Source organism: Xanthomonas protegens (assembly GCF_038442435.1).
Classification (GTDB): Bacteria; Pseudomonadota; Gammaproteobacteria; order Xanthomonadales; family Xanthomonadaceae; genus Xanthomonas_A; species Xanthomonas_A sontii.
On the sequence record NZ_JAQJCQ010000001.1, the window covers coordinates 602,266 to 624,993 of the forward strand.

Genomic DNA, 22,728 nt, shown 5'->3' on the forward strand with positions numbered 1-22,728 from the left:
GAAAACTGGATAACGATCCATAAAAATGTGAAATGGCGCGCATTTTGCACTAACGGTGACACCGGCGGTTGTCCGCCCTCACCGAAGAACCCTGCCATGTACCTCTTCCATCGCGTTCTCGCCTTCCTCGTGCTGTTCGCCGCCGGGACCGGCCTGGCCTGGGGCCAGTCCGACTCGCGCACCTTCAACGTCAAGATCCAGATCACCAGCGTCTGCGACATCCAGACCGCGCCCACCGATGTCGATTTCGGCAGCGTCAATTCCACCCAGACCGCGATCAACAGCACCGGTACCTTGAACGTGCGCTGCACCTCGGGCACCCCGTACAACATCGCGCTCAACGCCGGTTCCGGCTCCGGCGCCACGGTCACCACCCGCACCATGGGCAGCGCCGACGTCAGCAACACCGCACGCGTGCCGTACGCGCTGTACCGCAATGCCGCGCGCACCCAGAACTGGGGCTCCACCATCGGCACCGACACCCAGGCCGGCACCGGCAATGGTGCAGTGCAACCGATCACCGTCTACGGCCAGGTCGCCAGCACCAACTACCCTGCCGGTTCGTACAGCGACGTGGTCACCGCCACCGTCACCTGGTAACCGGAGCCGCCTGCATGCGTTCGCGACTGCATCCCTTCCTGCGCCTGCCGGCGCTTGCCGCGCTGTGGCTGGCGGCGGCCGGCACGGCCTTCGCGGCGAGCCTGCAGGTGGCGCCGACCTCGGTCTCGCTGCGCGCCGAGGAGACCGCGCAGGGCGTCTGGCTGAGCAACAGTGGCGACGTGCCGCTGCGCGCGCAGGTGCGCGTGTTCCGCTGGCAGCAGCGCGACGGCGAGGATGTGCTCGACCTCAGCGAGCGCATCGCGCTCAGCCCGCCGATGCTGCAACTGGCGCCGCATTCGCGGCAGTTGGTCCGGGTGATCCGCCTGGATCCCGCACCCACCGCGGGCGAGGACGCCTATCGCATCCTGGTCGACGAATTGCCCAGCCAGGATGCCGGCGGCAGCGCTAGCGCCGGGCTGCAGTTCGTGCTGCGCTATTCGGTGCCGGTGTTCCTCAAGCCGGCCGTGACCACGGCGCCGGCACTGCGTGCGCGGCTGGTCCGCGACGGCGCGGGCACGGCGCTGGAAGTGCGCAATGAGGGCAACGGCCACGCGCAGTTGGTGGACCTGCACTTCGTCGCCGGCGACGGCCGCCGCAGCGCCATCGCCGAGGGCCTGGCCGGCTACGTGCTGCCGGGCCAACGCAAGCGCTGGCCGCTGCCGGCAGCGCTGGCGCAGACCCAGGGAACGTTCGAGGCAAGGATCAATGGCGAGCCGCGCACGCAGTCGCTGGTCGTGGACGCCGCGGCGCCCTGAACTGCTGCTGGCGCTGTGGGCCGGCAGCGCCGCGCTCGCCGTCGCCCAGCCGCAGCCCCCGCTCCAGCCCGAGGCGACGGCGCCGGCGCAGGAGACCCTGTACCTGGAGGTCACCCTGAACCAGACCCGCCAGCCCGGCCTGTTCCAGTTCCAGCGCGACGGCGAACAACTGCGCGCCAGCGCCGCCACCCTGCGCCAGCTCGGCCTGCGCGTGGACGGCAGTGACGCCAGCGCGGCGATCGCCCTGGGCGACCTGGACGGCGTGCGCTTCCGTTACGACGCCGGCCTGCAGCAGGTGACGATCGACGCGCCGGTGGCGCTGCTGGACGTCGCCACCACCCGGATCGACGCGCGCGGCGGCGTGCCGTCGCTGCCGGCGACCAGCTCGCCCGGCGCCCTGCTCGACTACGACCTCTACGCCAGCCGCCAGGGCGGCGCCAGCAATCTCACCGCCAGCGGCGAGCTGCGCGTGTTCGGCCTGGGCCAGGGCCTGCTGCGGCAGTCCTTCGTCGGCCGCCTGTACCGCGAGCCGCAGCAGGACTGGCGTGCCCAGGCGATCCGGCTGGACACGCAATGGCAGTGGTCGCTGCCCGAGCGCATGACCAGCGTGGTGCTGGGCGACACCTTCAGCAGCAGCACCAGTTGGAGCCGCACCCTGCGTTTGGGCGGGGTGCGGGTAGGCAGCGACTTCGGCCTGCAGCCGTATCGCGCGATCACCCCGTTGCCGGAATTCCTCGGCGAGGTGGCGGTGCCGTCCAGCGTGGACCTGTACGTCAACGGCATCCGCCAGTACGGCGCGCAGCTGCCGGCCGGGCCGTTCCAGCTGTCCGCCGCGCCGGGCGTGGACGGCGCCGGCAACGCCCAGGTGGTGATCACCGACGCCTACGGCCGCACCCGCTCGCTGGCGTTTCCGTTCTATGCGACCCAGGATCTGCTGGCCAGCGGCCTGACCGACTGGTCGCTGGCGCTGGGCCGGGTCCGCGAGGACTACGGCGTCGCCAATTTCGCCTATGCCGGCGACACCGTCGGCAGCGCCAGCTGGCGGCGCGGCATCGGCCCGCGCTTCACCGCCGAGGCGCATGCCGAGGCCGGCGCCGGCGTGCGCAACGCCGGCGTCGGCGGCCTGTGGCTGTTGCCGCGCGCCGGCGTGTTCGGCGCCTCGCTGGCGCACGGCGGTGCGGCCGGCCAGCAAGGCCTGCAGTACGCGTTGAGCTACCGCTGGAACAACGGCCGTTTCAACCTGGCGATGGACACCCAGCGCGCGCAGGCCGGCTACCGCGACGTGGCCGCGCGCTACGGCGCCGCGCCGCCGCGGATCAGCGAACGCGCCCTGTTCGGCAGCACCTGGGACGGCGTCGGCAACATCGCCCTGAGCTACGTGCGCCTGGCCTACCCCGACAGCGGCGACCAACGCTACGCCAGCCTGTTCTGGACCCGCGCCCTGCCGCGGCAGTCGTCGTTGAACCTGAGCATCAACCAGAACCTGGACCAGGCCCGCGACCGCAGCGTGTACCTGGGCTGGTCGATCGCGCTGGACGGCCGCCGCCAGGCCGGCGTCGCCGTGCAACGCATCGGCGAACGCATCAGTGCGACGGCCGAGCTCAGCCAGGCGGCGGCCGCCGACGGCGGCAGCGGCTGGCGGCTGCAGGCGCGCGGCGGGCAGGACGGCGGCGGCGGTCTGGCCGAGGCCAGCTGGCGTGGCGACAGCGCCCGCTACGCCGGTGGCATCGCCAGCGCCGGCGGCCAGCGCTACGGCTATGCGGAAGCGTCGGGCGGCGTGGCCTGGATCGGCGGCGGCTGGTTCCCTGGCCGCGATCTCGACCAGGCCTTCGCCCTGGTCTCCACCGGCGGCGTCGCCGACGTGCCGGTGCTGCTGGAAAACCGGCCGATCGGCCGCACCGATGCGCGCGGCTTCCTGCTGGTCACACCGCTGCTGGCCTGGCAGCACAACCGGCTGTCGATCGATCCGATGCGCCTGCCGCCCGAGTTGCGGCCGGAGCAGGTCGACCAGATCGTGGTGCCGCGCGACCGCGCCGGAGTGGTGGTGGCGTTCCCGATCCGCCGCAGCGATGGCGTGCTGGTGCAGTTGCAGGATGCCGACGGCGTGCCGCTGCCGGTCGGCAGCCGGGTGCATGGACCGGGCGTCGACACCGTGGTCGGCTACGATGGCCAGGCCTACGTGGAAGGGCTCGAACCCGGCCGCAACGACCTGGAGGTGGAGATGCAAGGAAGCCGCTGCCGGTTGCGGATCGAGCGCCCGACGCAGGCGCCGCCCACCCGGCTGGGTCCGCTGCGCTGCCTGCCGGAGCGCACGCCGTGAGCGCGCGCGCCTGGCGGATATGGCTGCCGGCGCTGCTGCTGGTGGCCGCGGCGCTGCTGCCGCAGCGCGCTGCCGCGACCACCACCTGTACCGCGCAGGCCACGGCGGTGAGCTTCGGCACCCTCTCCGACACCGCCGCCACCGACGCCACCGCACAGATCCTGGTGACCTGCCAGACCGGCGCGATCAGCGTGCTGGGCACGATCTACGTGCGTATGTGCCTGAACATCGGCGAAGGCGCGCAGGGTGCCGGCCTCGGCATCACCCCGCGGCGCATGCTCAACCCGCTCAACGACAGCCTCGGCTTTCAGCTCTACCGCGACAGCGCGCGCAGCCTGATCTGGGGCAGCGCGCTGAGCGGCTCCACCCCACTGCAGGTGGACCTGACCTATTCGTCGCTGGCGACCGGCGGCACCGGCACCGCCACCTACACCATCTATGCGCGCGTCCCGCTGCAGAGCGGCATCGCCACCGGGCTGTACCAGAACAGCTTCAGCGGCGTGTACACCAACCTGCAGTACCGCTACGACGAGCCGTTGATCGGCAACCCCGCGGTGATTCCCGCCTCCTGCACCACCGGCGGCAAGGGCGGCGGCACCTCGGTGCAGTTCCCGTTCGTGGCCAGCGCCACCGCCGCACCGACCTGCACCATCGCCAGCATCGCCGACCTGGACTTCGGCACCCAGTCCGGCCTGATCGACAACCCGCTGAACTACACCACCGTGCTCAGCATGAACTGCCGCTACCGCACCGCCTGGCAGGTGAGCCTGGACAATGGCCAGAACGCCAGCGGCAACGTGCGCCGCATGCGCAGCGCCAGCGGCCAGTACCTGACCTATGAGCTGTACCGCGACGCTGCGCGCACCCAACGCTGGGGCAGCACCCTGAATACCGATACCCAGACCGGCACCGGGACCGGCAGCGCACAGGCGCTGACCCTGTACGGACAGGTCCCGGCCCGGCAGACGCCCGCCCCGGGCAGCTACAGCGACGTGGTCAAGGTCACCGTCACCTACTGAGGCCTGAACGGCGCCAGCGTGCCGGTCAAGTTGTCGTGGCGAGGGCCGCTATTGGCTGTGTCCTCCCCGGAGTCCCGCTTGATGACTGCGCCGTTCCTGCGACCGCTGCTGCTGGCGAGCCTGTGCGTGGCCGGCGTCGACGCGGCGGCGCAACCCGCCGTCGGCACCGGCGGCGCGATGTTGCGGATCGGTATCCGCATCGAACGCAGTTGCGAGGTCGGCGCCCCGGCGCGTCCGCAGCCCGGAGCATTGCCGATGGTCGCCTGCAACCGCCCGCTGGCCTACCAGGTCAGCATCGACGGCACACCCGCGCCCGGCGCCGGCATGGCGTTGGCCTTGAGCCTGCCCGCCGCCGGCATCACGCCGCGCACGTCGGCGGGCTACGCCACGGTCGCGTTCTGATGGGCCGCGCCCGCGGCTCGCGCGCGCGCCTGCTGCCGGTGCTGCTGCTGGCGCTGGCCGGCAATGCCGGCGCGGCCGGGGTGCGGATCAGCCCGACCCTGGTGCAACTGGCACCCGGCGAGACCAGCACCGACATCTGGCTGAGCAATACCCAGGACCGCCGCTGGCAGGCGCAGGTCACGGTGTACCGCTGGCAGCAGACCGACGGGATGGACGACCTGGAGAGCACCGACGAGGTCCGCGCCAGCCCGCAATCGATCGACATCCCCGCGCAGGGGCGGCAACTGCTGCGGCTGGTACGTACCGGCCCTGCGAGCGCCGACGAAGGCGCCTACCGCCTGGTGCTGGAGGAACGCACCGCCCCACCCGACGCTGGCGCGCCCGCCGCGCAGGCGGCACCCTTGTTGCTGCGCTATTCCACGCCGGTGTTCCTGAGCCCCGCGGACCCGGCAGCCGCGCCGCGCCTCAGCGCCCACCTGATCGCCGGCGCGCGCGGGCCGGAGCTGGTGGTGCACAACCGCGGCAGCGCCCATGCCCGGCTCAGCGACCTGAGTTTCATCGGCGCCGACGGCCGCACCCAGATCCTGTTCCCCAGCCTCGCCGGCTACATCCTGGCCGGCGACTACAAGCGCTGGCCGCTGCCGGCCGCCGCGGCCGCGCCCGGCGGCCGCTTCGCGGCACGGCTCGACGACCAGGCGCCACTGCAGCCGCTGCCGGCCGAGTGAACCGCCCGGCGCATTGCGCCACCGCCCTCCGCCAGGTATAGTGCGCGGCTTCGTCGTGCCTGCCATGGGCCGATGAACCGTCCACGCCGGACGCACCGGCGAATTCACACCTGCTGCCATCGCCCGTGCCGGGGTGCTCCGCAAGGAGTTCGGCCACGGAGACAGCAGGGAGGCCCAACCCCGGAATCGTCGTGCGGCCCCATAAGGCCGCCGTCATGCGCGCGCTTCACCCATTCCTGCCCGCGCACGGCCGGTTCCCCATCAGGAGTCACTGCAATGCCCCAGGTCACCATGCGTCAGATGCTGGAAGCCGGCGTCCACTTCGGCCACCAGACCCGCTACTGGAACCCCAAGATGGCGCCGTACATCTTCGGCGCGCGCGGCAAGATCCACATCATCAACCTCGAGAAGACGGTTCCGCTGTTCAACGACGCGATGAACTTCATCTCCAGCGTCGCGCAGAAGCGCGGCACCATCCTGTTCCTGGGCACCAAGCGCAGCGCCCGCGACGCGGTGAAGGAAGAAGCCGAGCGTTGCGGCCAGCCGTTCATGACCCAGCGCTGGCTGGGCGGCACGCTGACCAACTTCCGCACCGTCAAGCAGTCGGTGGCGCGCCTGAAGGAGCTGGAAGCGGCCGAGACCGACGGCACCTTCGACAAGCTGGTCAAGCACGAAGTGCTGACCCTGCGCCGCGAGCGCGACAAGCTGGAAGCCTCGCTGGGCGGCATCAAGGAAATGAACCGTCTGCCCGACGCCCTGTTCGTCATCGACATCGGCCATGAAGACATCGCCATCAAGGAAGCCAAGAAGCTCGGCATCCCGGTGATCGCGGTGGTCGACACCAACTACAACCCGGACCTGGTCGACTACGCCATCCCGGGCAACGACGACGCCATCCGCGCCGTGCAGCTGTACGCCCGTGCCGCCGCCGACGCCGTGCTGGAAGGCAAGGCCGCTGCGCCGAACGCCGCCAGCGTGCGCGAGGAAGAGTTCGCCGAGGGCGGCGACGACAAGGGCCGCGGCCCGCGCAAGAACGGCAAGAAGGCCGAAGAGACCGCTCCCGCCGCCGAGTAACCGGCGCGCCATGCGGCTGCGCGATCATGCGCAGCCGCCGCCCGGCGCGTTCGGCGCGCCCGGCTTCGCGAGCGCCGCCTGCGGCGCCCGCTTCCCAGATCTACCGGCCGGCCGCAAGCCGGCCTTTTCCCACCTTTCGTGAGGACATCCCGTGGAAATCACTGCTTCCCTGGTCAAGGAACTGCGCGAGCGCACCGGCGCCGGCATGATGGAGTGCAAGAAGGCACTCACCGAGAACGCCGGCAACATCGACAACGCCGCCGAGTGGCTGCGCAAGTCGGGCCTGGCCAAGGCCGACAAGAAGGCCGACCGCGTCGCTGCCGAAGGCCGCATCGCGATGGCCCAGGACGGCGGCAAGGCGGTCCTGGTCGAAATCAACTCCGAGACCGACTTCGTCGCCAAGGACAACAACTTCCTGGCCTTCACCGACGCCGTCGTCCAGGCCGCCCTGGCCTCCGGCGCCGCCGACGTCGAAGCGCTGAAGAGCGCCAAGCTGCCCGGCGGCGAGACCGTCGAGGAAGCCCGCGCCGCGGTCATCGCCAAGGTCGGCGAGAATGTGCAGGTGCGCCGCCTGGTGCGCATCGACAGCGCCAACAACGTCGCCGCCTACGTGCACGGCGGCCGCATCGGCGTGCTGGTCGAGGTCAAGGGCGGCGACGCCGACCTGGCCCGCGGCATCGCCATGCACATCGCGGCGATGAACCCGCCGCACGTCAAGGCGTCCGACGTCCCGGCCGAGTTCGTGGCCAAGGAAAAGGAAATCGAGCTGGCCAAGATGTCGGAGAAGGACAAGGCCAAGCCGGCCGACATCCTGGAGAAGATCATCAGCGGCAAGATCGCCAAGATCGTCAACGAGGTCACCCTGTACGGCCAGCCCTACGTGCTGAACACCGACCAGACCGTGGAGCAGGCGGTGAAGGCCGCCGGCGCCGACGTGGTCGGCTTCCAGCGCCTGGCGGTGGGCGAAGGCATCGAGAAGGTGGTGGAAGACTACGCCGCCGAAGTGATGAAGCAGGCCGGCCTGGCCTGATCCCGCTCCCGGGAAGAAAAGAGCCGCGCTTGTCGCGGCTTTTTTTTTACGGGTGTACGCTGCGCAGGCCGGGACAGGCCGCTCCCCCACCTCTCATTCCATGCCGTATCGGAAGTGCATGCATCCTGAACTCGAAGCGATCCTGAGTCACTCCCGCGACCTGCCCTCGCCCCCCGGCGTTGCCTTGCGCATCATCGAACTGGCGCAGGATGCGGACGTGGACCTGGCCGCGACCGCCGATGCGATCGCCATGGACATGGCATTGAGCGCGCGCATGCTGCGCATCGCCAATTCCCCGCTGTACGCCAGCCGGCGCCGCGTCGACAACCTCGGCCAGGCGCTGACCATGCTCGGCCTCAACGCCGCGCTGAGCCTGGCCCTGGGCTTCTCGATGGTGCAGAGCCTGCGCGGCGGCAGCGGCGAGCCGCAGGAACGGCTGTGGCGGCGCAGCGTGCTGGCGGCACTGGCCAGCCGCCTGCTCGGCCAGGCCGCGGGGCTACGCAAGCACGAGGAACTGATGCTGGCCGGGCTGCTGCAGGACATGGGCGCACTGGCCCTGCTGCACGTGTGCCACGACCAGTACGCCGCCCTGTTGCACGAGGCGGCCGGCGATCCGCAACGGCTGAGCGCGCTGGAGCGCGAGCACCTGGGCGCCGACCGCGCCGAGGTCGGCGCCTGGCTGGCGCAGAAATGGAAGCTGCCCGCCTACCTGCAGCGCAGTATCGGCGGCGGCGGCACTGCCGGCGCCGCGACCGAACCCTTCGACATCTGCGTGCGCCTGTCCGGCGCCGTCGCCGACATCTGGCTCAGCGACGATCCCGAAGCCGCGCGCACCCACGCCATGCAGTGCGCCTATCGCGACCTGCAACTGGACAGCCGCCGTTTCGACGAGGTGGTGGGCCACATCGCCGAGGCGCTGCCGGCGGTCAGCCCGATCTTCGACGTGCGCATCGCGCAGCCGGAACGGGTCGACGCGATCATCAGCCATGCCCGCGAACTGATGGTGCTGCGCAACCTGCGCGAAGTGCAGGAAGCCAACCGCGTGCGCCAGCGCGCCGACGAGTACGAGCAGCATGCGCGGCGCCTGGCCGAACAGGCCAGCCGCGACGCCCTCACCGGCGTGTTCAACCGGCACCAGCTGGACACCCTGCTCAAGCAGCAGTTCGAACTGGCCAATCGCCACGACTGGCCGCTGTCGGTGGCCTTCATCGATCTGGACGATTTCAAGAAGATCAACGACGCCCACGGCCACCTGGTCGGCGACCAGGTGCTGCGCGCGTTCGCGCAGACCCTGCAGCCGCTGCTGCGCAGCAGCGACACCGTGGCGCGCTTCGGCGGCGAGGAATTCCTGGTGCTGTTGCCCAACACCGGCGAGGAAGCCGCGCTCGGGGTGATGCGGCGCATCCTCGCCGAGATCGCGCAGCGGCCGATGGCCGAGACCAAGCAGGGGCCGCTGCACATCAGCTTCTCCGCCGGCGTGGCCACCCAGGGCGGCCGCGAGCGCTTCAACAGCGCGCAGGAACTGCTGCAGGCGGCCGACGACATGCTGTACAGCGCCAAGCACGGCGGCCGCAACCGCGTCACCGCGCGTTCGTGCGGCGAGGCGCAACGCTGAAGCATCGCCAGCGGCACAGACGCGCTGGCGCGCATCGGCTAAAATCGTGTGGTTTGCCCGTCATCCCCCAACGAGGTCGCCATGTCCCAGCTCGCCTATCGCCGTATCCTGTTGAAACTGTCCGGCGAAGCGCTGATGGGAGACGGGGACTACGGCATCGACCCCAAGATCATCAATCGCCTCGCCCATGAGGTGATCGAGGCGCAGCAGGCAGGCGCGGAAGTGGCGCTGGTGATCGGCGGCGGCAACATCTTCCGCGGCGCCGGCCTGGCCGCCGGCGGCATGGACCGGGTCACCGGCGACCACATGGGCATGCTGGCCACCGTCATCAACGCACTGGCGATGCAGGACGCGCTGGAGAAGCTCGGCGCCAAGGTGCGGGTGATGAGCGCGATCAAGATCAACGACGTGTGCGAGGACTTCATCCGCCGCCGCGCGATCCGCCACCTGGAAAAGGGCCGCATCGCGATCTTCGCCGCCGGCACCGGCAACCCGTTCTTCACCACCGACTCCGGCGCGGCGCTGCGCGCGATCGAGATCGGCGCCGACCTGCTGCTGAAGGCGACCAAGGTCGACGGCGTGTACGACAAGGACCCGAAGAAGCACGCCGACGCGGTGCGCTTCGACAGCCTGACCTACGACGAAGTCATCGCCCGCAACCTGGAAGTGATGGACACCGCCGCCTTCGCCCTGGCCCGCGACAGCGACCTGCCGCTGCGCATCTTCAACATGGGCCAGCCCGGCGAACTGCTGAAGATCCTGCGCGGCGCCGAGATCGGCACGTTGGTGAAGGGTCGGGGCTGATGCCCCGACCCGGGATTGGGGATTCGGGATTGGGGATTCGCGAAGGCGTTGCGCGCTGCAGCATTGCGGGCGCAGGCGCGTTATCGCATCTCATTGCGCCTGAAGCGCCGCTTTTGCGAATCCCCAATCCCGAATCCCCAATCCCGGCCCCACGCCTTTCCCGGCTATAATCGTCCGATTCAGATTCAGTACGGACACCGGCGATGCTCAACGAAATCAAGCAAGACGCACAGACCCGCATGGCCAAGAGCATCGACGCGCTGCGTCATACGCTCGTCAAGGTGCGCACCGGCCGCGCGTCGACCGCCTTGGTCGAGCACCTGAAGGTCAACTACTACGGCTCGGACATGCCGCTGAGCCAGGTCGCCAGCGTCGCCGTCGCCGACGCCCGCTCGCTGACCATCACCCCGTGGGAAAAGCAGATGGTCGGCGCGGTCGAGAAGGCGATCCTGGCCTCGGACCTGGGCCTGACCCCGAACACCGCCGGCACCACCATCCGCCTCAACCTGCCCGCGCTCACTGAAGAGCGCCGCCGCGAGCTGTCCAAGGTCGTGCACGGCGAAGGCGAGGACACCAAGGTGGCGATCCGCAACATCCGCCGCGACGCCAACCAGCAGGTCAAGGATCTGCTGAAGGACAAGAAGGTCACCGAGGACGAGGCCCGCGCCAGCGAGGACGACATCCAGAAGCTGACCGACAAGGCGATCAAGGACGTGGACGACGTGGTCAAGGGCAAGGAACAGGAACTGATGGCGGTCTGAGCCTGCGCCTGCCGGCCATGCCTTCCGACCCCGCCCCCATGTCCCTGCCCCGCCACCTGGCCATCATCATGGATGGCAACGGCCGCTGGGCGCAGCGCCGCCGCCGGCCGCGCGTGATCGGCCACCGTGCCGGCGCGCGCGCGGTCAACCGCACCATCGACTTCTGCCTGGAACGCGGCATCGGCGCGCTGACCCTGTTCGCCTTTTCCAGCGAGAACTGGGGGCGTCCGCAGGAGGAAGTGGACGCGCTGATGAAGCTGTTCCTGCACGCGCTCGACCGCGAGGTCGAGGAGCTGCAGCGGCGCGGCGTGCGCGTGCGCTTCATCGGCGACCGCTCGCGCTTTGCGCCATCGCTGTGCGAGCGCATGGCCCAGGCCGAGGCGCGCACCCGCGACAACCAGGCCCTGCACCTGTCGATCGCCGCCAGCTACGGCGGCCGCCAGGACATCGCCCTGGCCGCGCGCGCGCTGGCCGAGGACGTCGCCGCCGGACGCCTGCGCCCGGAGCAGATCGACGAGGACGCGCTGTCGGCGCGCATGGCGCTGGCCGACCTGCCGCCGCCGGACCTGTTCATCCGCACCGGCGGCGACCTGCGCATCAGCAACTTCCTGCTGTGGCAGCTGGCCTATACCGAACTGTGGTTCACCGAGACCCTCTGGCCCGAGTTCGGCCCCGAGGTGCTGCAACAAGCCCTGGACGACTACGCCCGCCGCGAGCGGCGTTTCGGCCTCACCAGCGCGCAGGTCGCCGAAGCGGCGACGGAGAACGTTTCCGCATGACCCGTACCCGCGTCATCGCCGCGCTGATCATGGCCCCGCTGGCCATCTGCGCCATCCTGCTGCTGCCGACCCAGTGGCTGGTCGCACTGGCCGCGTTGATCTTCCTGATCGGCCTGTGGGAATGGCTGAAGCTGGCCGAGGTCGACGACACCCTGCCGCGCACCATCCTGCTGATGCTCAACCTGCTGCTGATGGTGCTGCTGGTGTGGGCCTCGGCCGGCTCGCTGGTGCTGTTCCAACTGACCACCCTGATCGGCGTCGGCTGGTGGTGCGTGGCCTTGCTGTGGCTGGGCTTCTACCGCTTCGGCTCCGACCACGCCACCTATGCGCGGGTGTTCAAGCTCGCCGCCGGCACCCTGGCGATCGTGCCCGCCTGGGCCGCCCTGGGCCTGATCCACGCCAGCGAGCCCAACGGCCACCGCTGGCTGCTGACCGCCCTGGCCACGGTATGGGCCGCCGATTCCGGCGCCTATTTCGCCGGCCGCCAGTTCGGCAAGCACAAGCTGGCGCCGCGGATCAGCCCCAACAAGACCGTGGAAGGCCTGGTCGGCGGCCTGCTGGCCGGCCTGATCGTGGCCGCCGGTTTCGGCTGGCTGGCCGGGGTGACCCTGCCGCACCTACCCGGGCTGCTGATCGTGGCCGCGGTCAGCGTGCTGGCCTCGGTGGTCGGCGACCTGTTCGAGAGCCTGCTCAAGCGCCACGTCGGCGCCAAGGATTCGGGCAACGTGATTCCCGGTCACGGCGGCGTGCTGGACCGGATCGACGGCGTGCTGGCGGCGCTGCCGATCTTCGCGCTGGGCAAGGACATCTTCGGGTTCTGAGCCAGTGAACACGCAACGCAGCAAGACCCCCGCGGTCCGCACCATCGCCGTGCTCGGCGCCACCGGCTCGATCGGCGCCTCGGCGCTGGACGTGATCGCGCGCCATCCGCAGCGCCTGCGCGCCGGCGTGCTGGCCGCCGGGCGCAACGTCGACGCGCTGCTGGCGCTGTGCGCCACTCACCGTCCCGCGCACGCGGTGATCGCCGATCCGGCGCTGTACCCGGCGCTGCGCGACGGCCTGCGCGCGGCCGGGCTGTCGACCCAGGCGCATGCCGGCGACGCCGCGCTGGACCAGCTGGTGGCCAGCGACGCCTGCGACAGCGTGGTCGCCGCCATCGTCGGCGCGGCCGGCCTGGCCTCGACCCTGGCCGCGGCCCGCGCCGGCAAGCGCCTGCTGCTGGCCAACAAGGAAGCGCTGGTGCTAGCCGGCGAACTGGTCACCGCCGCGGCGGCCGCGGCCGGCGCCGAGATCATCCCGATCGACAGCGAGCACAACGCCATCTTCCAGTGCCTGCGCTCGCGCCAGACCGGCGCCGAGGTACGGCGGGTACTGCTGACCGCCTCCGGCGGCCCGTTCCGCGGCTGGGACCGCGCGCGCCTGCAGGCGGTGACCCCGGCGCAGGCCGTGGCGCACCCGAAGTGGTCGATGGGGCCGAAGATCTCCGTCGATTCGGCGACGTTGATGAACAAGGGCCTGGAGGTGATCGAGGCCCATCACCTGTTCGCGCTGGCGCCTGAGCGCATCGAGGTGCTGGTGCACCCGCAGAGCCTGGTGCACTCGCTGGTCGAGTTCATCGACGGTTCGACCCTGGCGCAGATGGGCCTGCCGGACATGCGCACCACTCTGGCGGTGGGCCTGGGCTGGCCGGACCGCATCGCCTCCGGGGTCGCCGGGCTGGACCTGCTGACGCAGGGCCGGCTGGATTTCGAGGCGCCGGACCTGGACGCCTTCCCCTGCCTGGGCCTGGCCTGGCGCGCGATGCAGGCCGGCGGCAGCGCCCCGGCGATCCTGAACGCGGCGAACGAAGTGGCTGTTTCAGCCTTTCTTCAGGGCCGGATCGGTTTCCTATCGATTCCTGCGCTGGTCGAGAACGCCCTGACCGAGCTGCCTGCGGTCGCGGCCGATTCCCTGGACGCATTGCTGGCGGCGGATGCGCACTCGCGCAAGATCACCGAACTCGCCATTGCCCGCCACTTCGCCCATGCTTGATCCCCACGCCGCCATGAGCCACGCGCATGGGTAATGTCGTCGGCTCCATCTGGTGGATGCTGGTCAGCCTGGGCATCCTGGTGACCTTCCACGAGTTCGGCCATTTCTGGGTCGCCCGCCGCTGCGGGGTCAAGGTGCTGCGCTTCTCGGTCGGCTTCGGCAAGCCGCTGTGGTCGCGCTACGACCGCCACGGCACCGAGTTCGCGATCGCCGCGATCCCGCTCGGCGGCTACGTGAAGATGCTCGACGAACGCGAGGGCGAGGTCGCCCCGGCCGAGCGCGCACAGGCCTTCAACAACAAGAGCGTGTGGCGGCGCATCGCCATCGTCGCCGCCGGCCCGATCGCCAACCTGATCCTGTGCGTGGCGTTGCTTTGGGCGATGTTCGTGATCGGCAAGCAGGACTACGCGCCCATCGTCGGCCGCGCCGAGGGCCTGGCGCAGCAGGCCGGGTTCCAGCCCGGTGAGCGCATCGTCCGCGTCGGCGACCGCGACGTCGCCACCTGGAGCGAGGCCGCCATGCAGCTGACCGTCGCCGCCATGGACCGCGAGGACGTGCCGGTGCAGACCGAGGACGGGCAGGACAGCGCCAGCCATACCCGGACCCTGCGCCTGTCGCAGCTGCCGGTCGGCTTCGACGAGCAGCAGGTGCCGGCCCTGGCCGGCCTAACCTGGCGCTTCACCCTGCAGCCGGCGGTCATCGCCAGCGTCACCGCCGGCTCGCCCGCCGACGGCATGCTGCGCCCCGGCGACCGCGTGCTGGCGGTGGACGGCACCCCGATCACCAGCGCCGACCAGGTGGCGCCGCAGGTGCAGGCCCTGGGCCGCGACGGCGGCAACGGCCTGATCGAGGTCGAGCGCAACGGCGAGCGCCTGGCCCTGGACGTCCATCTCAAGCAGGCCGCCGGCCCCGGAGCGCCGCGCTGGACGCTGGGCGTGGCCATCGGCGAGCAGCGCCGCCCGGCCTACGACGCTACCCTGCGCTACGGCCCGCTGGCGGCGATCCCGGTCGCCTTCCGCGAGACCGGCCGGATGGCCGGCGACACGCTCGGCATCCTGCGCCGCATGCTGACCGGCGAGGCCTCGCTGAAGAACGTGTCCGGCCCGATCACCATCGCCAAGGTCGCCAACGTCTCGGCCAAGCAGGGCCCGGACTGGTTCCTGAATTTCCTGGCGCTGCTGTCGCTGAGCCTGGCGATCATGAACCTGCTGCCGATCCCGATCTTGGACGGCGGGCACTTGCTGTATTACCTTATCGAGTTGGTCAAGGGCAGCCCGCTGAGCGAGCGCGCCATGGCGGCGGGGCAATTCGTGGGCCTGACGTTGCTGGCAGGACTGATGGGGTTGGCGTTCTACAACGACCTCTTCGGCCAGGCCCTGCGATGACCCGCGCCGATCCACTCGACCCGCTGTCGTCTTGCGCCGGCGCCCATGCAACAACGATATCGACCTCTACCGGACGTGACATGACGAGATTTCCCACTCGCCGCCTGCTTGCCCTCGCCCTCGCCGCCAGCCTCAGCCTGCCGGCCCTGGCCCAGGTAGCGGAGCCCTTCACCGCCAGCGACATCCGCGTCGACGGGCTGCAACGCATTTCGTCCGGCACCGTGTTCACCTACCTGCCGGTGGAACGCGGCGACACCGTGGACGAGGCCAAGGTCGCCGAGGCGATCCGTGCCCTGTACCGCACCGGCTTCTTCGAGGACGTGCGCGTCGACCGCCAGGGCAACATCCTGGTGGTCACGGTCAAGGAGCGTCCGGCGATCAACAAGCTGACCGTCACCGGCAACAAGGACATCAAGAGCGAGGAACTGCTCAAGGGCCTGTCCGACATCGGCCTCAGCGAAGGCGGCACCTTCGACCGGCTGAGCCTGGACCGGGTGACCCAGGAGCTGACCCGCCAGTACAACAACCGCGGCAAGTACAACGTCGAGATCACCCCGACGGTGAGCCCGCTGGACCGCAACCGCGTCGACGTGGCCATCGCGATCAAGGAAGGCAAGGCGGCCAAGATCCGCCACGTCAACCTGATCGGCACCGAGAAGTTCCTCAACCAGGACATCCTGGAGAACTGGGAGTCGCGCGAGCACAACTGGCTGTCCTGGTACCGCCGCGACGACCAGTACTCCAAGGAAAAGCTGTCCGGCGACCTGGAGAAGCTCAACTCCTGGTACCTGGACCGCGGCTACGTCGACTTCAGCGTCGACTCCACCCAGGTGGCGATCAGCCCCGACAAGCGCGACATGTACCTGACCGCCGGCATCACCGAAGGCGAGCAGTACAAGATCTCCGACATCAAGGTCACCGGCGACACCATCCTGCCCCAGGAAGAGATCGAGAAGCTGGTGATCCCCAAGCCGGGCGACACCTTCTCGCGCGCGCTGCTGGAATACAGCTCCGACGCGATCACCAATACCCTGAGCAACATCGGCTACGCCTTCGCCAAGGTCACCCCGATCCCGACCACCGACCGCGAGAAGCGCACGGTGGCGGTGAACCTGCAGGTGACGCCGGGCCCGCGCGTGGCGGTGCGGCGCATCGTGTTCCGCGGCAACACCCGCACCTCCGACGAAGTGCTGCGCCGCGAAATGCGCCAGTTCGAGGACACCTGGTACTCGCAGGCGGCGATCGACCGCTCCAAGGTCCGCCTGCAGCGCCTGGGCTACTTCGAGTCGGTGGACGTGGAAACGCCGCCGGTGCCGGGCAGCAACGACAAGGTCGACGTGGTCTACAACGTCAAGGAGACCACCTCGGGCAGCTTCACCTTCGGCCTGGGCTATTCGCAGACCTACGGCGTCACCACCTCGGTGCAGTTGTCGCAGAACAACTTCCTCGGCGGCGGCAACCGCGTCGCGGTGGACGCCTCGCGCAGCAGCTACCAGGAGCGCTACGCGTTCTCCTACACCAACCCGTTCTTCACCGACGACGGCGTGTCGCTGGGCTACAACCTGTCGTGGCGCAAGCTGGACTACTCCGACTTCGGCACCGCGCAGTACAACAGCACCAACGGCGCGGCGCAGGTGATCTTCGGCGTGCCGATCACCGAGACCGACAGCGTCTCGCTGATGTTCGGCGTGGACAGCAACCAGATCACCACCTATCCGGGCTTCACCCCGCAGGCGATCATCAACTACATCGACGCGATCGGGACCAAGACCTTCCACGCCTGGCGCAGCGAACTCGGCTGGGCGCGCGACACCCGCAACGACTACTTCATGCCGACCCGCGGCATGTACCAGCGTGTGGGCCTGGAAGCCACCCTGCCCGGTTCGACCGTGGAGTACTGGAAGCTCAACTACCAGATCTCCAAGTACTGGCCGATCTCGCCGGCGCTGGTGCTCAACACCCGCGCGGAGTTCGGCTACGGCGACAGCTACGGCAGCGACGTGTCGCGCGACATCTGCGGCACCTACACCAGCGATGCGCAAGGCACGACGACCTACAACCCGCAGGCCTGCAACGGCTCCAACCTGATCCGCAGCGTCACCGCCTCGGGCCTGCCGTTCTACGAGAACTTCTACGCCGGCGGCACCAACTCGGTCCGCGGCTTCGAGGACAACACCCTCGGCCCGCGCTCGGAGGCCACCGCCTCGTACCGTCGCGGCCAGCCGCTGGGCGGCTCGTTCAAGACCGTGGGCTCGGCGGAAATGTACTTCCCGAAGCTGTTCGACAGCCCGTCGGCGCGCATTTCGGCGTTCGTGGACGTCGGCAACGTGTTCAATGGCGTGGACAACTTCAAGTCCAACCAGTTGCGCGCTTCCACCGGTATCGCCCTGCTGTGGCGGGCCCCGGTTGGCCCGATCTCGATCAGCTATGCGATTCCGTTGAAGAAGGAAGACAACGACGAAATCGAGCGCCTGCAGTTCACCTTTGGTGGGCAGTTCTAAAGAACTGCCCACCCGCTGCCAGGGCGTTGCCCTGGCAGCCAGGTTTTCGCGGCGCGAAAACCTGCTGGGGCTTGGCTTGCCTAATCCCCGCGCCTGTCGGCGCGCCCCCTTTAACAAAAAGGGGGCTTTGCTCCAGTCGGTTGATCGTTCCTGATAGGTGGTCCTGGCCTGTTGCGTGGCCGCGTGCGATCGCCCTACGCGGCCGGACGACTACCGACCCGATGCCGGGGCTTGGCCTTCCAAATCGCTGCGCCTGTCGGCGCGCCCCTCGCGTTGCGAATCGCAAGCCATGGTTCATTGCCTTCCGAATCCTGCACCTGGGAGTGTGTCGCTTGTGGCCGTCCCCTCACCCCAACCCCTCTCCCGGTGGGAGAGGGGCTGACGCGACTCCCTTCTCCCATCGGGAGAAGGTGCCCCGTAGGGGCGGATGAGGGCGGGCAGTGCACGCTGTATCAGCGCGCCCTACGCGGCCGTACGTATGACCGTGCTGGTGGCACACGGTAGAATCCCCCGGTGAATACTTCGACCTATACCGCTGACGAGATCGCCGAGCGTTTCGGCCTGCAGGTGCATGGCGACGGCAGCGTCGCGGTGCGCGGCGTGGCCACGCTGGCGCAGGCCGGCCCGGGACAGCTCAGCTTCCTGGCCAATCCCCGCTATCGTGCGCAACTGGCCGACAGCACTGCGGCGATCGTGGTACTGCGTGCCGACGATGCCGAGGCGGCGCCGGGAACCGCGCTGATCGCGCGCGATCCGTACGTCGCCTTCGCCAAGATCGCCGCGCTGTTCGACGTGGCCCCGCTGCGGCCGCCCGGCATCCATCCCAGCGCCAGCATCGATCCCACTGCGCAGGTCGCGTCCAGCGCGCACATCGGCGCGTTCGTCAGCATCGGCGCGCGCAGCGTGGTCGGCGAGGGGTGCGTGATCGGTCCCGGCTGCGTGATCGGCGAGGACTGCCAGGTCGGCGCCGGCAGCGAACTGATCGCCCGCGTCACCCTGGTCACCCGGGTGCGCCTGGGCCAGCGCGTGCGCGTGCATCCCGGTGCGGTGCTCGGCGCCGACGGCTTCGGCCTGGCGATGGACGCCGGCCGCTGGATCAAGGTGCCGCAGTTGGGCGGCGTCAGCATCGGCGACGATTGCGAGATCGGCGCCAACACCTGCGTGGACCGCGGCGCGCTGGAAGACACCACCCTCGAAGAAGACGTGCGCCTGGACAACCTGGTGCAGGTCGCGCACAACGTGCACATCGGCGCGCACAGCGCCATCGCCGGCTGCACCGGCATCGCCGGCAGCGCCAAGATCGGCCGCTACGTGATGCTCGGCGGCGCGGTCGGCGTGGTCGGCCACCTGGAGATCTGCGACAAGGTCGTGGTCACCGGCAAGTCGGTCGTGCGCAACTCCATCCACGAGCCGGGCGAGTACTCGTCCGGCACCCCATTGACCGACAACCGCACGTGGCGCAAGAACGCCGCGCGCTTCAAACAGCTCGATGCCCTGGCCCGTCGCATCCTGTCTGTCAGCAAGGAGAAGGAATGAGCCACGATCAGCCCCTGCCGGACATCGCCCAGATCCGCGCACTGCTCCCGCACCGCTACCCGTTCCTGCTGGTGGACAAGGTGGTCTCGCTGGATTTCGAGAACCGCCGGATCGTCGCGCACAAGAACGTCAGCATCAACGAGCCGTACTTCCAGGGCCATTTCCCGGGCCAGCCGATCATGCCGGGCGTGCTGATCATCGAGGCGCTGGCGCAGGCCGGCGGCATCCTGACCCAGCTGGCGATGGGCCGCGACGCGCAGTCCAAGCTGTTCTACATGGTCAAGGTCGACAACGCCCGCTTCAACAGCCAGGTGGTGCCCGGCGACGTGCTGGAGCTGCATGTGGAGATCAAGCGGGTGATCCGCAACATGGCGGTGTACTACGGCGAGGCCAAGGTCAACGGCAAGGTCGTGGCCTGCGCCGAAGTGCTGTGCGCCGGCACCCGCGAATGACCCTGGCAGGAGACCTGCGATGAGCGCCAACGCTCCCCTGATTCACCCCTCCGCGATCATCGATCCCGGCGCGAAACTCGCCGCCGACGTGCGCGTCGGCGCCTTCACCGTGATCGGTGCCGAGGTGGAGATCGGCGAAGGCTGCGAGATCGGCTCGCATTGCAGCATCGTCGGCCCGACCCGGCTCGGCCGCGACAACCGCCTGGTCGGCCACGTCGCGCTCGGCGGCGACCCGCAGGACAAGAAGTTCGCCGGCGAACGCACCGAACTGGTGATCGGCGACCGCAACGTGATCCGCGAGTTCGTCACCGTCAGCCGCGGCACCGGCAGCGGCGGCGGCATCACCCGGGTCGGCAGCGACAACTGGTTCCTGGCCTACACCCACGTCGCCCACGACTGCATCGTCGGCAACCACTGCGTGTTCTCCAACAACACCACCCTGGCCGGGCACGTGGAAGTGGGCGATCACGTGATCATCAGCGGCTTCGCCGGCGCGCACCAGTTCTGCCGCATCGGCGATCACGCCTTCCTCGGCATGGGCGCGCTGATCAACGGCGACGTGCCGCCGTTCACCATGGTCGGCGGCAATTCGCTGGGGCGCCCGCGCGGCATCAACAGCGAAGGCCTGAAGCGCCGCGGCTTCGACCCCGAGCGCGTGGCCGCGATCAAGCGCGCCTACCGCGCGCTGTACGTGGCCGGTCTGCCGCTGGCCGAAGCCAAGCACCAGTTGGCGGTGCTGGCCGAAGGCAGCGAGGACGTCCGCGCGATGCTGGAGTTCATTGAATCCAGCGAGCGGCCGTTGTTGCGATGAACGCCGGGATTCGGGAGTCGGGAGTCGGGATTGGCAACGGCAGCATTGCCGGTGCCGATAGCGCCGCTTCCGCTGTTGCGAATCCCCAATCCCCAATCCCCACTCCCCGCGCAGCCAAGCTGCGCATCGCCCTGGTCGCCGGCGAAGCCTCCGGCGACCTGCTGGGTGCGGGGCTGATCGAGGCGCTGCGTGCGCGCTACCCCGACGCGGAGTTCGCCGGGGTCGGTGGCGAGGCGATGCGCCAGGCCGGGTGCCAGACCTGGTTCGACGCCAGCGAACTGGCGGTGATGGGCCTGCTGGAAGTGCTGCGGCACCTGCCGCGCCTGCTGAAGCTGCGCCGCGCGCTGCGCGAGCGGCTGCTGGCCTGGCGCCCGGACGTGTTCGTCGGCATCGACGCGCCCGACTTCAACCTGGGCGTGGAGCGCTGGCTGAAGCAGCGCGGGCTGCGCACCGTGCATTACGTCAGTCCGTCGGTGTGGGCCTGGCGCGAGCAGCGCGCGGCCAAGATCGGCGCCAGCGCCGACCGGGTGCTGTGCCTGTTCCCGATGGAGCCGCCGATCTACGCCAAGCACGGCGTGGACGCGCGCTTCGTCGGCCACCCGATGGCCGACGCGATCGCGCTGCACGCCGATCGCGACGCCGCGCGCACCGCCCTCGGCGTGCACACCGAGGTGCCGGTGCTGGCGGTCCTGCCCGGCAGCCGCCTGGGCGAGATCGGCAAACTCGGCGACACCTTCTTCGCCGCCGCCGCGCAGGTGCTGCAGCAGCTTCCGGACGCGCGCGTGCTGGTGCCGGCCGCCAATGCCGCGTGCAAGGCGCTGATCGAAGAAAAACTCGCGCGCTCGGCCCTGCCGGCGGCCGCCACCCAGGTGCTGGACGGCCACGCGCGCACCGCGCTGCTCGCCGCCGATGCGGTGCTGCTGGCCTCCGGCACCGCGACCCTGGAAGCCATGCTGGTGAAGCGGCCGATGGTGGTCGGCTACAAGGTCGCCCCGCTCACCTACCGCATCGTCAAGGCGCTGGGCCTGCTGAAGGTGGACCGCTACGCCCTGCCCAACATCCTCGCCGGCCGCGACCTGGCACCGGAGCTGATGCAGGACGCCTGCACCCCCGACGCCCTGGCCGCCGCGCTGCTGCACTGGCTGCGCAACCCGCAGGCGGTGGCGGCCTTGCAGCCCGAATACGAACGCCTGCATCTGCTGCTGCGCCAGGACGCCTCGGCGCGCGCGGCCGATGCGGTGCTCGAATTGCTCGGGAGCCGGGATTCGGGAGTAGGGATTCGGGATTCGGGAGAAGCAAAAGCATGAAGCGCTGCGATCCGACATCGCCGCAGCAGGAACTGCTCTGCGACTCCCCAATCCCCAATCCCCAATCCCGGCTTTACGCCGGCGTCGACGAAGCCGGCCGCGGTCCCCTGGCCGGGCCGGTGGCGGTGGCGGCGGTGGTGTTCGATCCGGCGCGCACCCGCATCAACGGGCTGGACGATTCCAAGCAGCTGACCGCGGCGCGGCGCGAGACGCTGTATGCGCGCATCGTCGAGCGTGCGCTGGCCTGGCAGGTGGTGCTGATCGAGGCCGAGGAGATCGACCGGTTGAACATCTACCAGGCGACCATGCTGGGCATGCGCCGCGCGGTCGAGGGCGTGGCCCACGTGGCCGGGTTCGCCCGCATCGACGGCAACCGCGTGCCCAAGGGCCTGCCCTGCGCCGCCGAGGCGCTGGTCGGCGGCGACGGCCTGGACCGCGCGATCATGGCAGCGTCGATCGTCGCCAAGGTCACCCGCGACCGGATCATGCAGCGCCTGCACGACGAACACCCGCACTACGGCTTCGACCTGCACAAGGGCTACGCCACCCCGGCGCACCTGGCCGCATTGGCCGCGCACGGCCCCTGCATCCACCACCGGCGCAGCTTCGCGCCCGTGCGGTTGGCCCTGGCAGGCCGGGATTCGGGAGTCGGGATTGGGGATTCGCTGGAATCGCTGCAGCTCGCGTAGGACGTTCAGTGGGATAGGCGGGCAATCACGCGCACTCACCGCCCAGTGAGACCGCAACCACTCCCCAATCCCGACTCCCGAATCCCCGCCCCCACCTGTCAAGCCTTGCCCGGCTCGCCCCCCGCCGCTACC

The 22,728-nt window shown here is 69.8% G+C and carries 21 protein-coding genes; all 21 read left to right on the forward strand.

Going from position 1 to position 22,728, the window contains the following annotated elements; translation table 11 throughout:
- The first annotated feature begins 96 nt into the window (after window positions 1–96).
- Window positions 97–600, forward strand: a complete 504-nt coding sequence (locus PIQ37_RS02610) for a Csu type fimbrial protein (protein ID WP_342072244.1) — start codon at window positions 97–99, stop codon at window positions 598–600.
- A gap of 14 nt (window positions 601–614) precedes the next feature.
- Window positions 615–1,355, forward strand: a complete 741-nt coding sequence (locus PIQ37_RS02615) for a fimbrial biogenesis chaperone (protein WP_342072245.1) — start codon at window positions 615–617, stop codon at window positions 1,353–1,355.
- Entirely contained in the window at window positions 1,306–3,675 is a 2,370-nt protein-coding gene (locus tag PIQ37_RS02620; RefSeq protein ID WP_342072246.1) for a fimbria/pilus outer membrane usher protein, read from the forward strand. Before PIQ37_RS02615 ends, PIQ37_RS02620 begins: the two co-directional genes overlap by 50 nt.
- The gene (locus tag PIQ37_RS02625) at window positions 3,672–4,694 is read left to right on the forward strand and encodes a Csu type fimbrial protein (protein WP_342072247.1); all 1,023 of its coding nucleotides are present in this window, start codon (window positions 3,672–3,674) and stop codon (window positions 4,692–4,694) included. Before PIQ37_RS02620 ends, PIQ37_RS02625 begins: the two co-directional genes overlap by 4 nt.
- An 81-nt stretch (window positions 4,695–4,775) precedes the next feature.
- Entirely contained in the window at window positions 4,776–5,096 is a 321-nt protein-coding gene (locus tag PIQ37_RS02630; protein ID WP_342072248.1) for a hypothetical protein, read from the forward strand.
- Window positions 5,096–5,821 (forward strand): fimbrial biogenesis chaperone, encoded by a 726-nt coding sequence (locus PIQ37_RS02635; protein WP_342072249.1) that lies wholly within the window; start codon window positions 5,096–5,098, stop codon window positions 5,819–5,821. Before PIQ37_RS02630 ends, PIQ37_RS02635 begins: the two co-directional genes overlap by 1 nt.
- Before the next feature lie 276 nt (window positions 5,822–6,097).
- Window positions 6,098–6,895, forward strand: coding sequence for a 30S ribosomal protein S2 (gene rpsB / locus PIQ37_RS02640; protein WP_017908839.1), 798 nt, complete (start codon window positions 6,098–6,100; stop codon window positions 6,893–6,895).
- A gap of 151 nt (window positions 6,896–7,046) precedes the next feature.
- A complete protein-coding gene (gene tsf, locus PIQ37_RS02645) occupies window positions 7,047–7,925 on the forward strand; it encodes a translation elongation factor Ts (RefSeq protein WP_267102341.1) in 879 nt (292 codons plus the stop codon).
- Between the two features lie 118 nt (window positions 7,926–8,043).
- A complete protein-coding gene (locus tag PIQ37_RS02650; RefSeq protein WP_342072250.1) occupies window positions 8,044–9,540 on the forward strand; it encodes a GGDEF domain-containing protein in 1,497 nt (498 codons plus the stop codon).
- 81 nt (window positions 9,541–9,621) lie between these two features.
- Window positions 9,622–10,344 carry a UMP kinase gene (pyrH, locus tag PIQ37_RS02655; RefSeq protein WP_160970848.1) on the forward strand — a complete coding sequence of 241 codons (723 nt, stop codon included), beginning with the start codon at window positions 9,622–9,624 and terminating at the stop codon, window positions 10,342–10,344.
- Window positions 10,345–10,547: 203 nt separating this feature from the next.
- Window positions 10,548–11,105 carry a ribosome recycling factor gene (gene frr, locus PIQ37_RS02660; RefSeq protein WP_048491231.1) on the forward strand — a complete coding sequence of 186 codons (558 nt, stop codon included), beginning with the start codon at window positions 10,548–10,550 and terminating at the stop codon, window positions 11,103–11,105.
- Between the two features lie 38 nt (window positions 11,106–11,143).
- Window positions 11,144–11,884: a polyprenyl diphosphate synthase gene (gene uppS, locus PIQ37_RS02665; RefSeq protein ID WP_160970844.1), complete on the forward strand. Its 741-nt coding sequence runs from the start codon at window positions 11,144–11,146 to the stop codon at window positions 11,882–11,884.
- A complete protein-coding gene (locus PIQ37_RS02670) occupies window positions 11,881–12,705 on the forward strand; it encodes a phosphatidate cytidylyltransferase (protein WP_017911571.1) in 825 nt (274 codons plus the stop codon). The genes uppS and PIQ37_RS02670 overlap by 4 nt, the downstream gene beginning before the upstream one ends.
- A gap of 4 nt (window positions 12,706–12,709) precedes the next feature.
- On the forward strand, window positions 12,710–13,915 hold the full coding sequence (gene dxr, locus PIQ37_RS02675) for a 1-deoxy-D-xylulose-5-phosphate reductoisomerase (RefSeq protein WP_150408999.1): 1,206 nt from the start codon (window positions 12,710–12,712) through the stop codon (window positions 13,913–13,915).
- A 26-nt stretch (window positions 13,916–13,941) separates the two neighbouring features.
- Window positions 13,942–15,300 carry an RIP metalloprotease RseP gene (gene rseP / locus PIQ37_RS02680; protein ID WP_342072251.1) on the forward strand — a complete coding sequence of 453 codons (1,359 nt, stop codon included), beginning with the start codon at window positions 13,942–13,944 and terminating at the stop codon, window positions 15,298–15,300.
- Window positions 15,301–15,380: 80 nt separating this feature from the next.
- Window positions 15,381–17,801 (forward strand): outer membrane protein assembly factor BamA, encoded by a 2,421-nt coding sequence (gene bamA, locus PIQ37_RS02685; protein WP_342072252.1) that lies wholly within the window; start codon window positions 15,381–15,383, stop codon window positions 17,799–17,801.
- 513 nt (window positions 17,802–18,314) lie between these two features.
- Complete coding sequence (gene lpxD, locus PIQ37_RS02690) at window positions 18,315–19,337, forward strand: UDP-3-O-(3-hydroxymyristoyl)glucosamine N-acyltransferase (RefSeq protein WP_342072253.1); 1,023 nt, start codon at window positions 18,315–18,317, stop codon at window positions 19,335–19,337.
- Window positions 19,334–19,789 (forward strand): 3-hydroxyacyl-ACP dehydratase FabZ, encoded by a 456-nt coding sequence (gene fabZ, locus PIQ37_RS02695; RefSeq protein ID WP_242159360.1) that lies wholly within the window; start codon window positions 19,334–19,336, stop codon window positions 19,787–19,789. The genes lpxD and fabZ overlap by 4 nt, the downstream gene beginning before the upstream one ends.
- Window positions 19,790–19,808: 19 nt before the next feature.
- On the forward strand, window positions 19,809–20,600 hold the full coding sequence (gene lpxA / locus PIQ37_RS02700) for an acyl-ACP--UDP-N-acetylglucosamine O-acyltransferase (RefSeq protein ID WP_017908793.1): 792 nt from the start codon (window positions 19,809–19,811) through the stop codon (window positions 20,598–20,600).
- Window positions 20,597–21,907, forward strand: a complete 1,311-nt coding sequence (gene lpxB, locus PIQ37_RS02705) for a lipid-A-disaccharide synthase (protein ID WP_342072254.1) — start codon at window positions 20,597–20,599, stop codon at window positions 21,905–21,907. Before lpxA ends, lpxB begins: the two co-directional genes overlap by 4 nt.
- A complete protein-coding gene (locus tag PIQ37_RS02710) occupies window positions 21,904–22,596 on the forward strand; it encodes a ribonuclease HII (RefSeq protein ID WP_342072255.1) in 693 nt (230 codons plus the stop codon). Before lpxB ends, PIQ37_RS02710 begins: the two co-directional genes overlap by 4 nt.
- The last annotated feature ends 132 nt before the right edge of the window (window positions 22,597–22,728 follow it).

Bases quoted from the DNA above. Each gene is read 5' to 3' on its own strand.
- lpxB (WP_342072254.1), top strand. From the start codon at position 20,597: ATGAACGCCGGGATTCGGGAGTCGGGAGTCGGGATTGGCAACGGCAGC.
- pyrH (WP_160970848.1), top strand. From the start codon at position 9,622: ATGTCCCAGCTCGCCTATCGCCGTATCCTGTTGAAACTGTCCGGCGAA.
- PIQ37_RS02670 (WP_017911571.1), top strand. From the start codon at position 11,881: ATGACCCGTACCCGCGTCATCGCCGCGCTGATCATGGCCCCGCTGGCC.
- lpxA (WP_017908793.1), top strand. From the start codon at position 19,809: ATGAGCGCCAACGCTCCCCTGATTCACCCCTCCGCGATCATCGATCCC.
- PIQ37_RS02650 (WP_342072250.1), top strand. From the start codon at position 8,044: ATGCATCCTGAACTCGAAGCGATCCTGAGTCACTCCCGCGACCTGCCC.
- PIQ37_RS02710 (WP_342072255.1), top strand. From the start codon at position 21,904: ATGAAGCGCTGCGATCCGACATCGCCGCAGCAGGAACTGCTCTGCGAC.
- PIQ37_RS02630 (WP_342072248.1), top strand. From the start codon at position 4,776: ATGACTGCGCCGTTCCTGCGACCGCTGCTGCTGGCGAGCCTGTGCGTG.
- bamA (WP_342072252.1), top strand. From the start codon at position 15,381: ATGACGAGATTTCCCACTCGCCGCCTGCTTGCCCTCGCCCTCGCCGCC.
- rseP (WP_342072251.1), top strand. From the start codon at position 13,942: ATGGGTAATGTCGTCGGCTCCATCTGGTGGATGCTGGTCAGCCTGGGC.
- PIQ37_RS02615 (WP_342072245.1), top strand. From the start codon at position 615: ATGCGTTCGCGACTGCATCCCTTCCTGCGCCTGCCGGCGCTTGCCGCG.
- frr (WP_048491231.1), top strand. From the start codon at position 10,548: ATGCTCAACGAAATCAAGCAAGACGCACAGACCCGCATGGCCAAGAGC.
- PIQ37_RS02610 (WP_342072244.1), top strand. From the start codon at position 97: ATGTACCTCTTCCATCGCGTTCTCGCCTTCCTCGTGCTGTTCGCCGCC.
- PIQ37_RS02620 (WP_342072246.1), top strand. From the start codon at position 1,306: ATGGCGAGCCGCGCACGCAGTCGCTGGTCGTGGACGCCGCGGCGCCCT.
- uppS (WP_160970844.1), top strand. From the start codon at position 11,144: ATGTCCCTGCCCCGCCACCTGGCCATCATCATGGATGGCAACGGCCGC.
- PIQ37_RS02635 (WP_342072249.1), top strand. From the start codon at position 5,096: ATGGGCCGCGCCCGCGGCTCGCGCGCGCGCCTGCTGCCGGTGCTGCTG.
- fabZ (WP_242159360.1), top strand. From the start codon at position 19,334: ATGAGCCACGATCAGCCCCTGCCGGACATCGCCCAGATCCGCGCACTG.
- rpsB (WP_017908839.1), top strand. From the start codon at position 6,098: ATGCCCCAGGTCACCATGCGTCAGATGCTGGAAGCCGGCGTCCACTTC.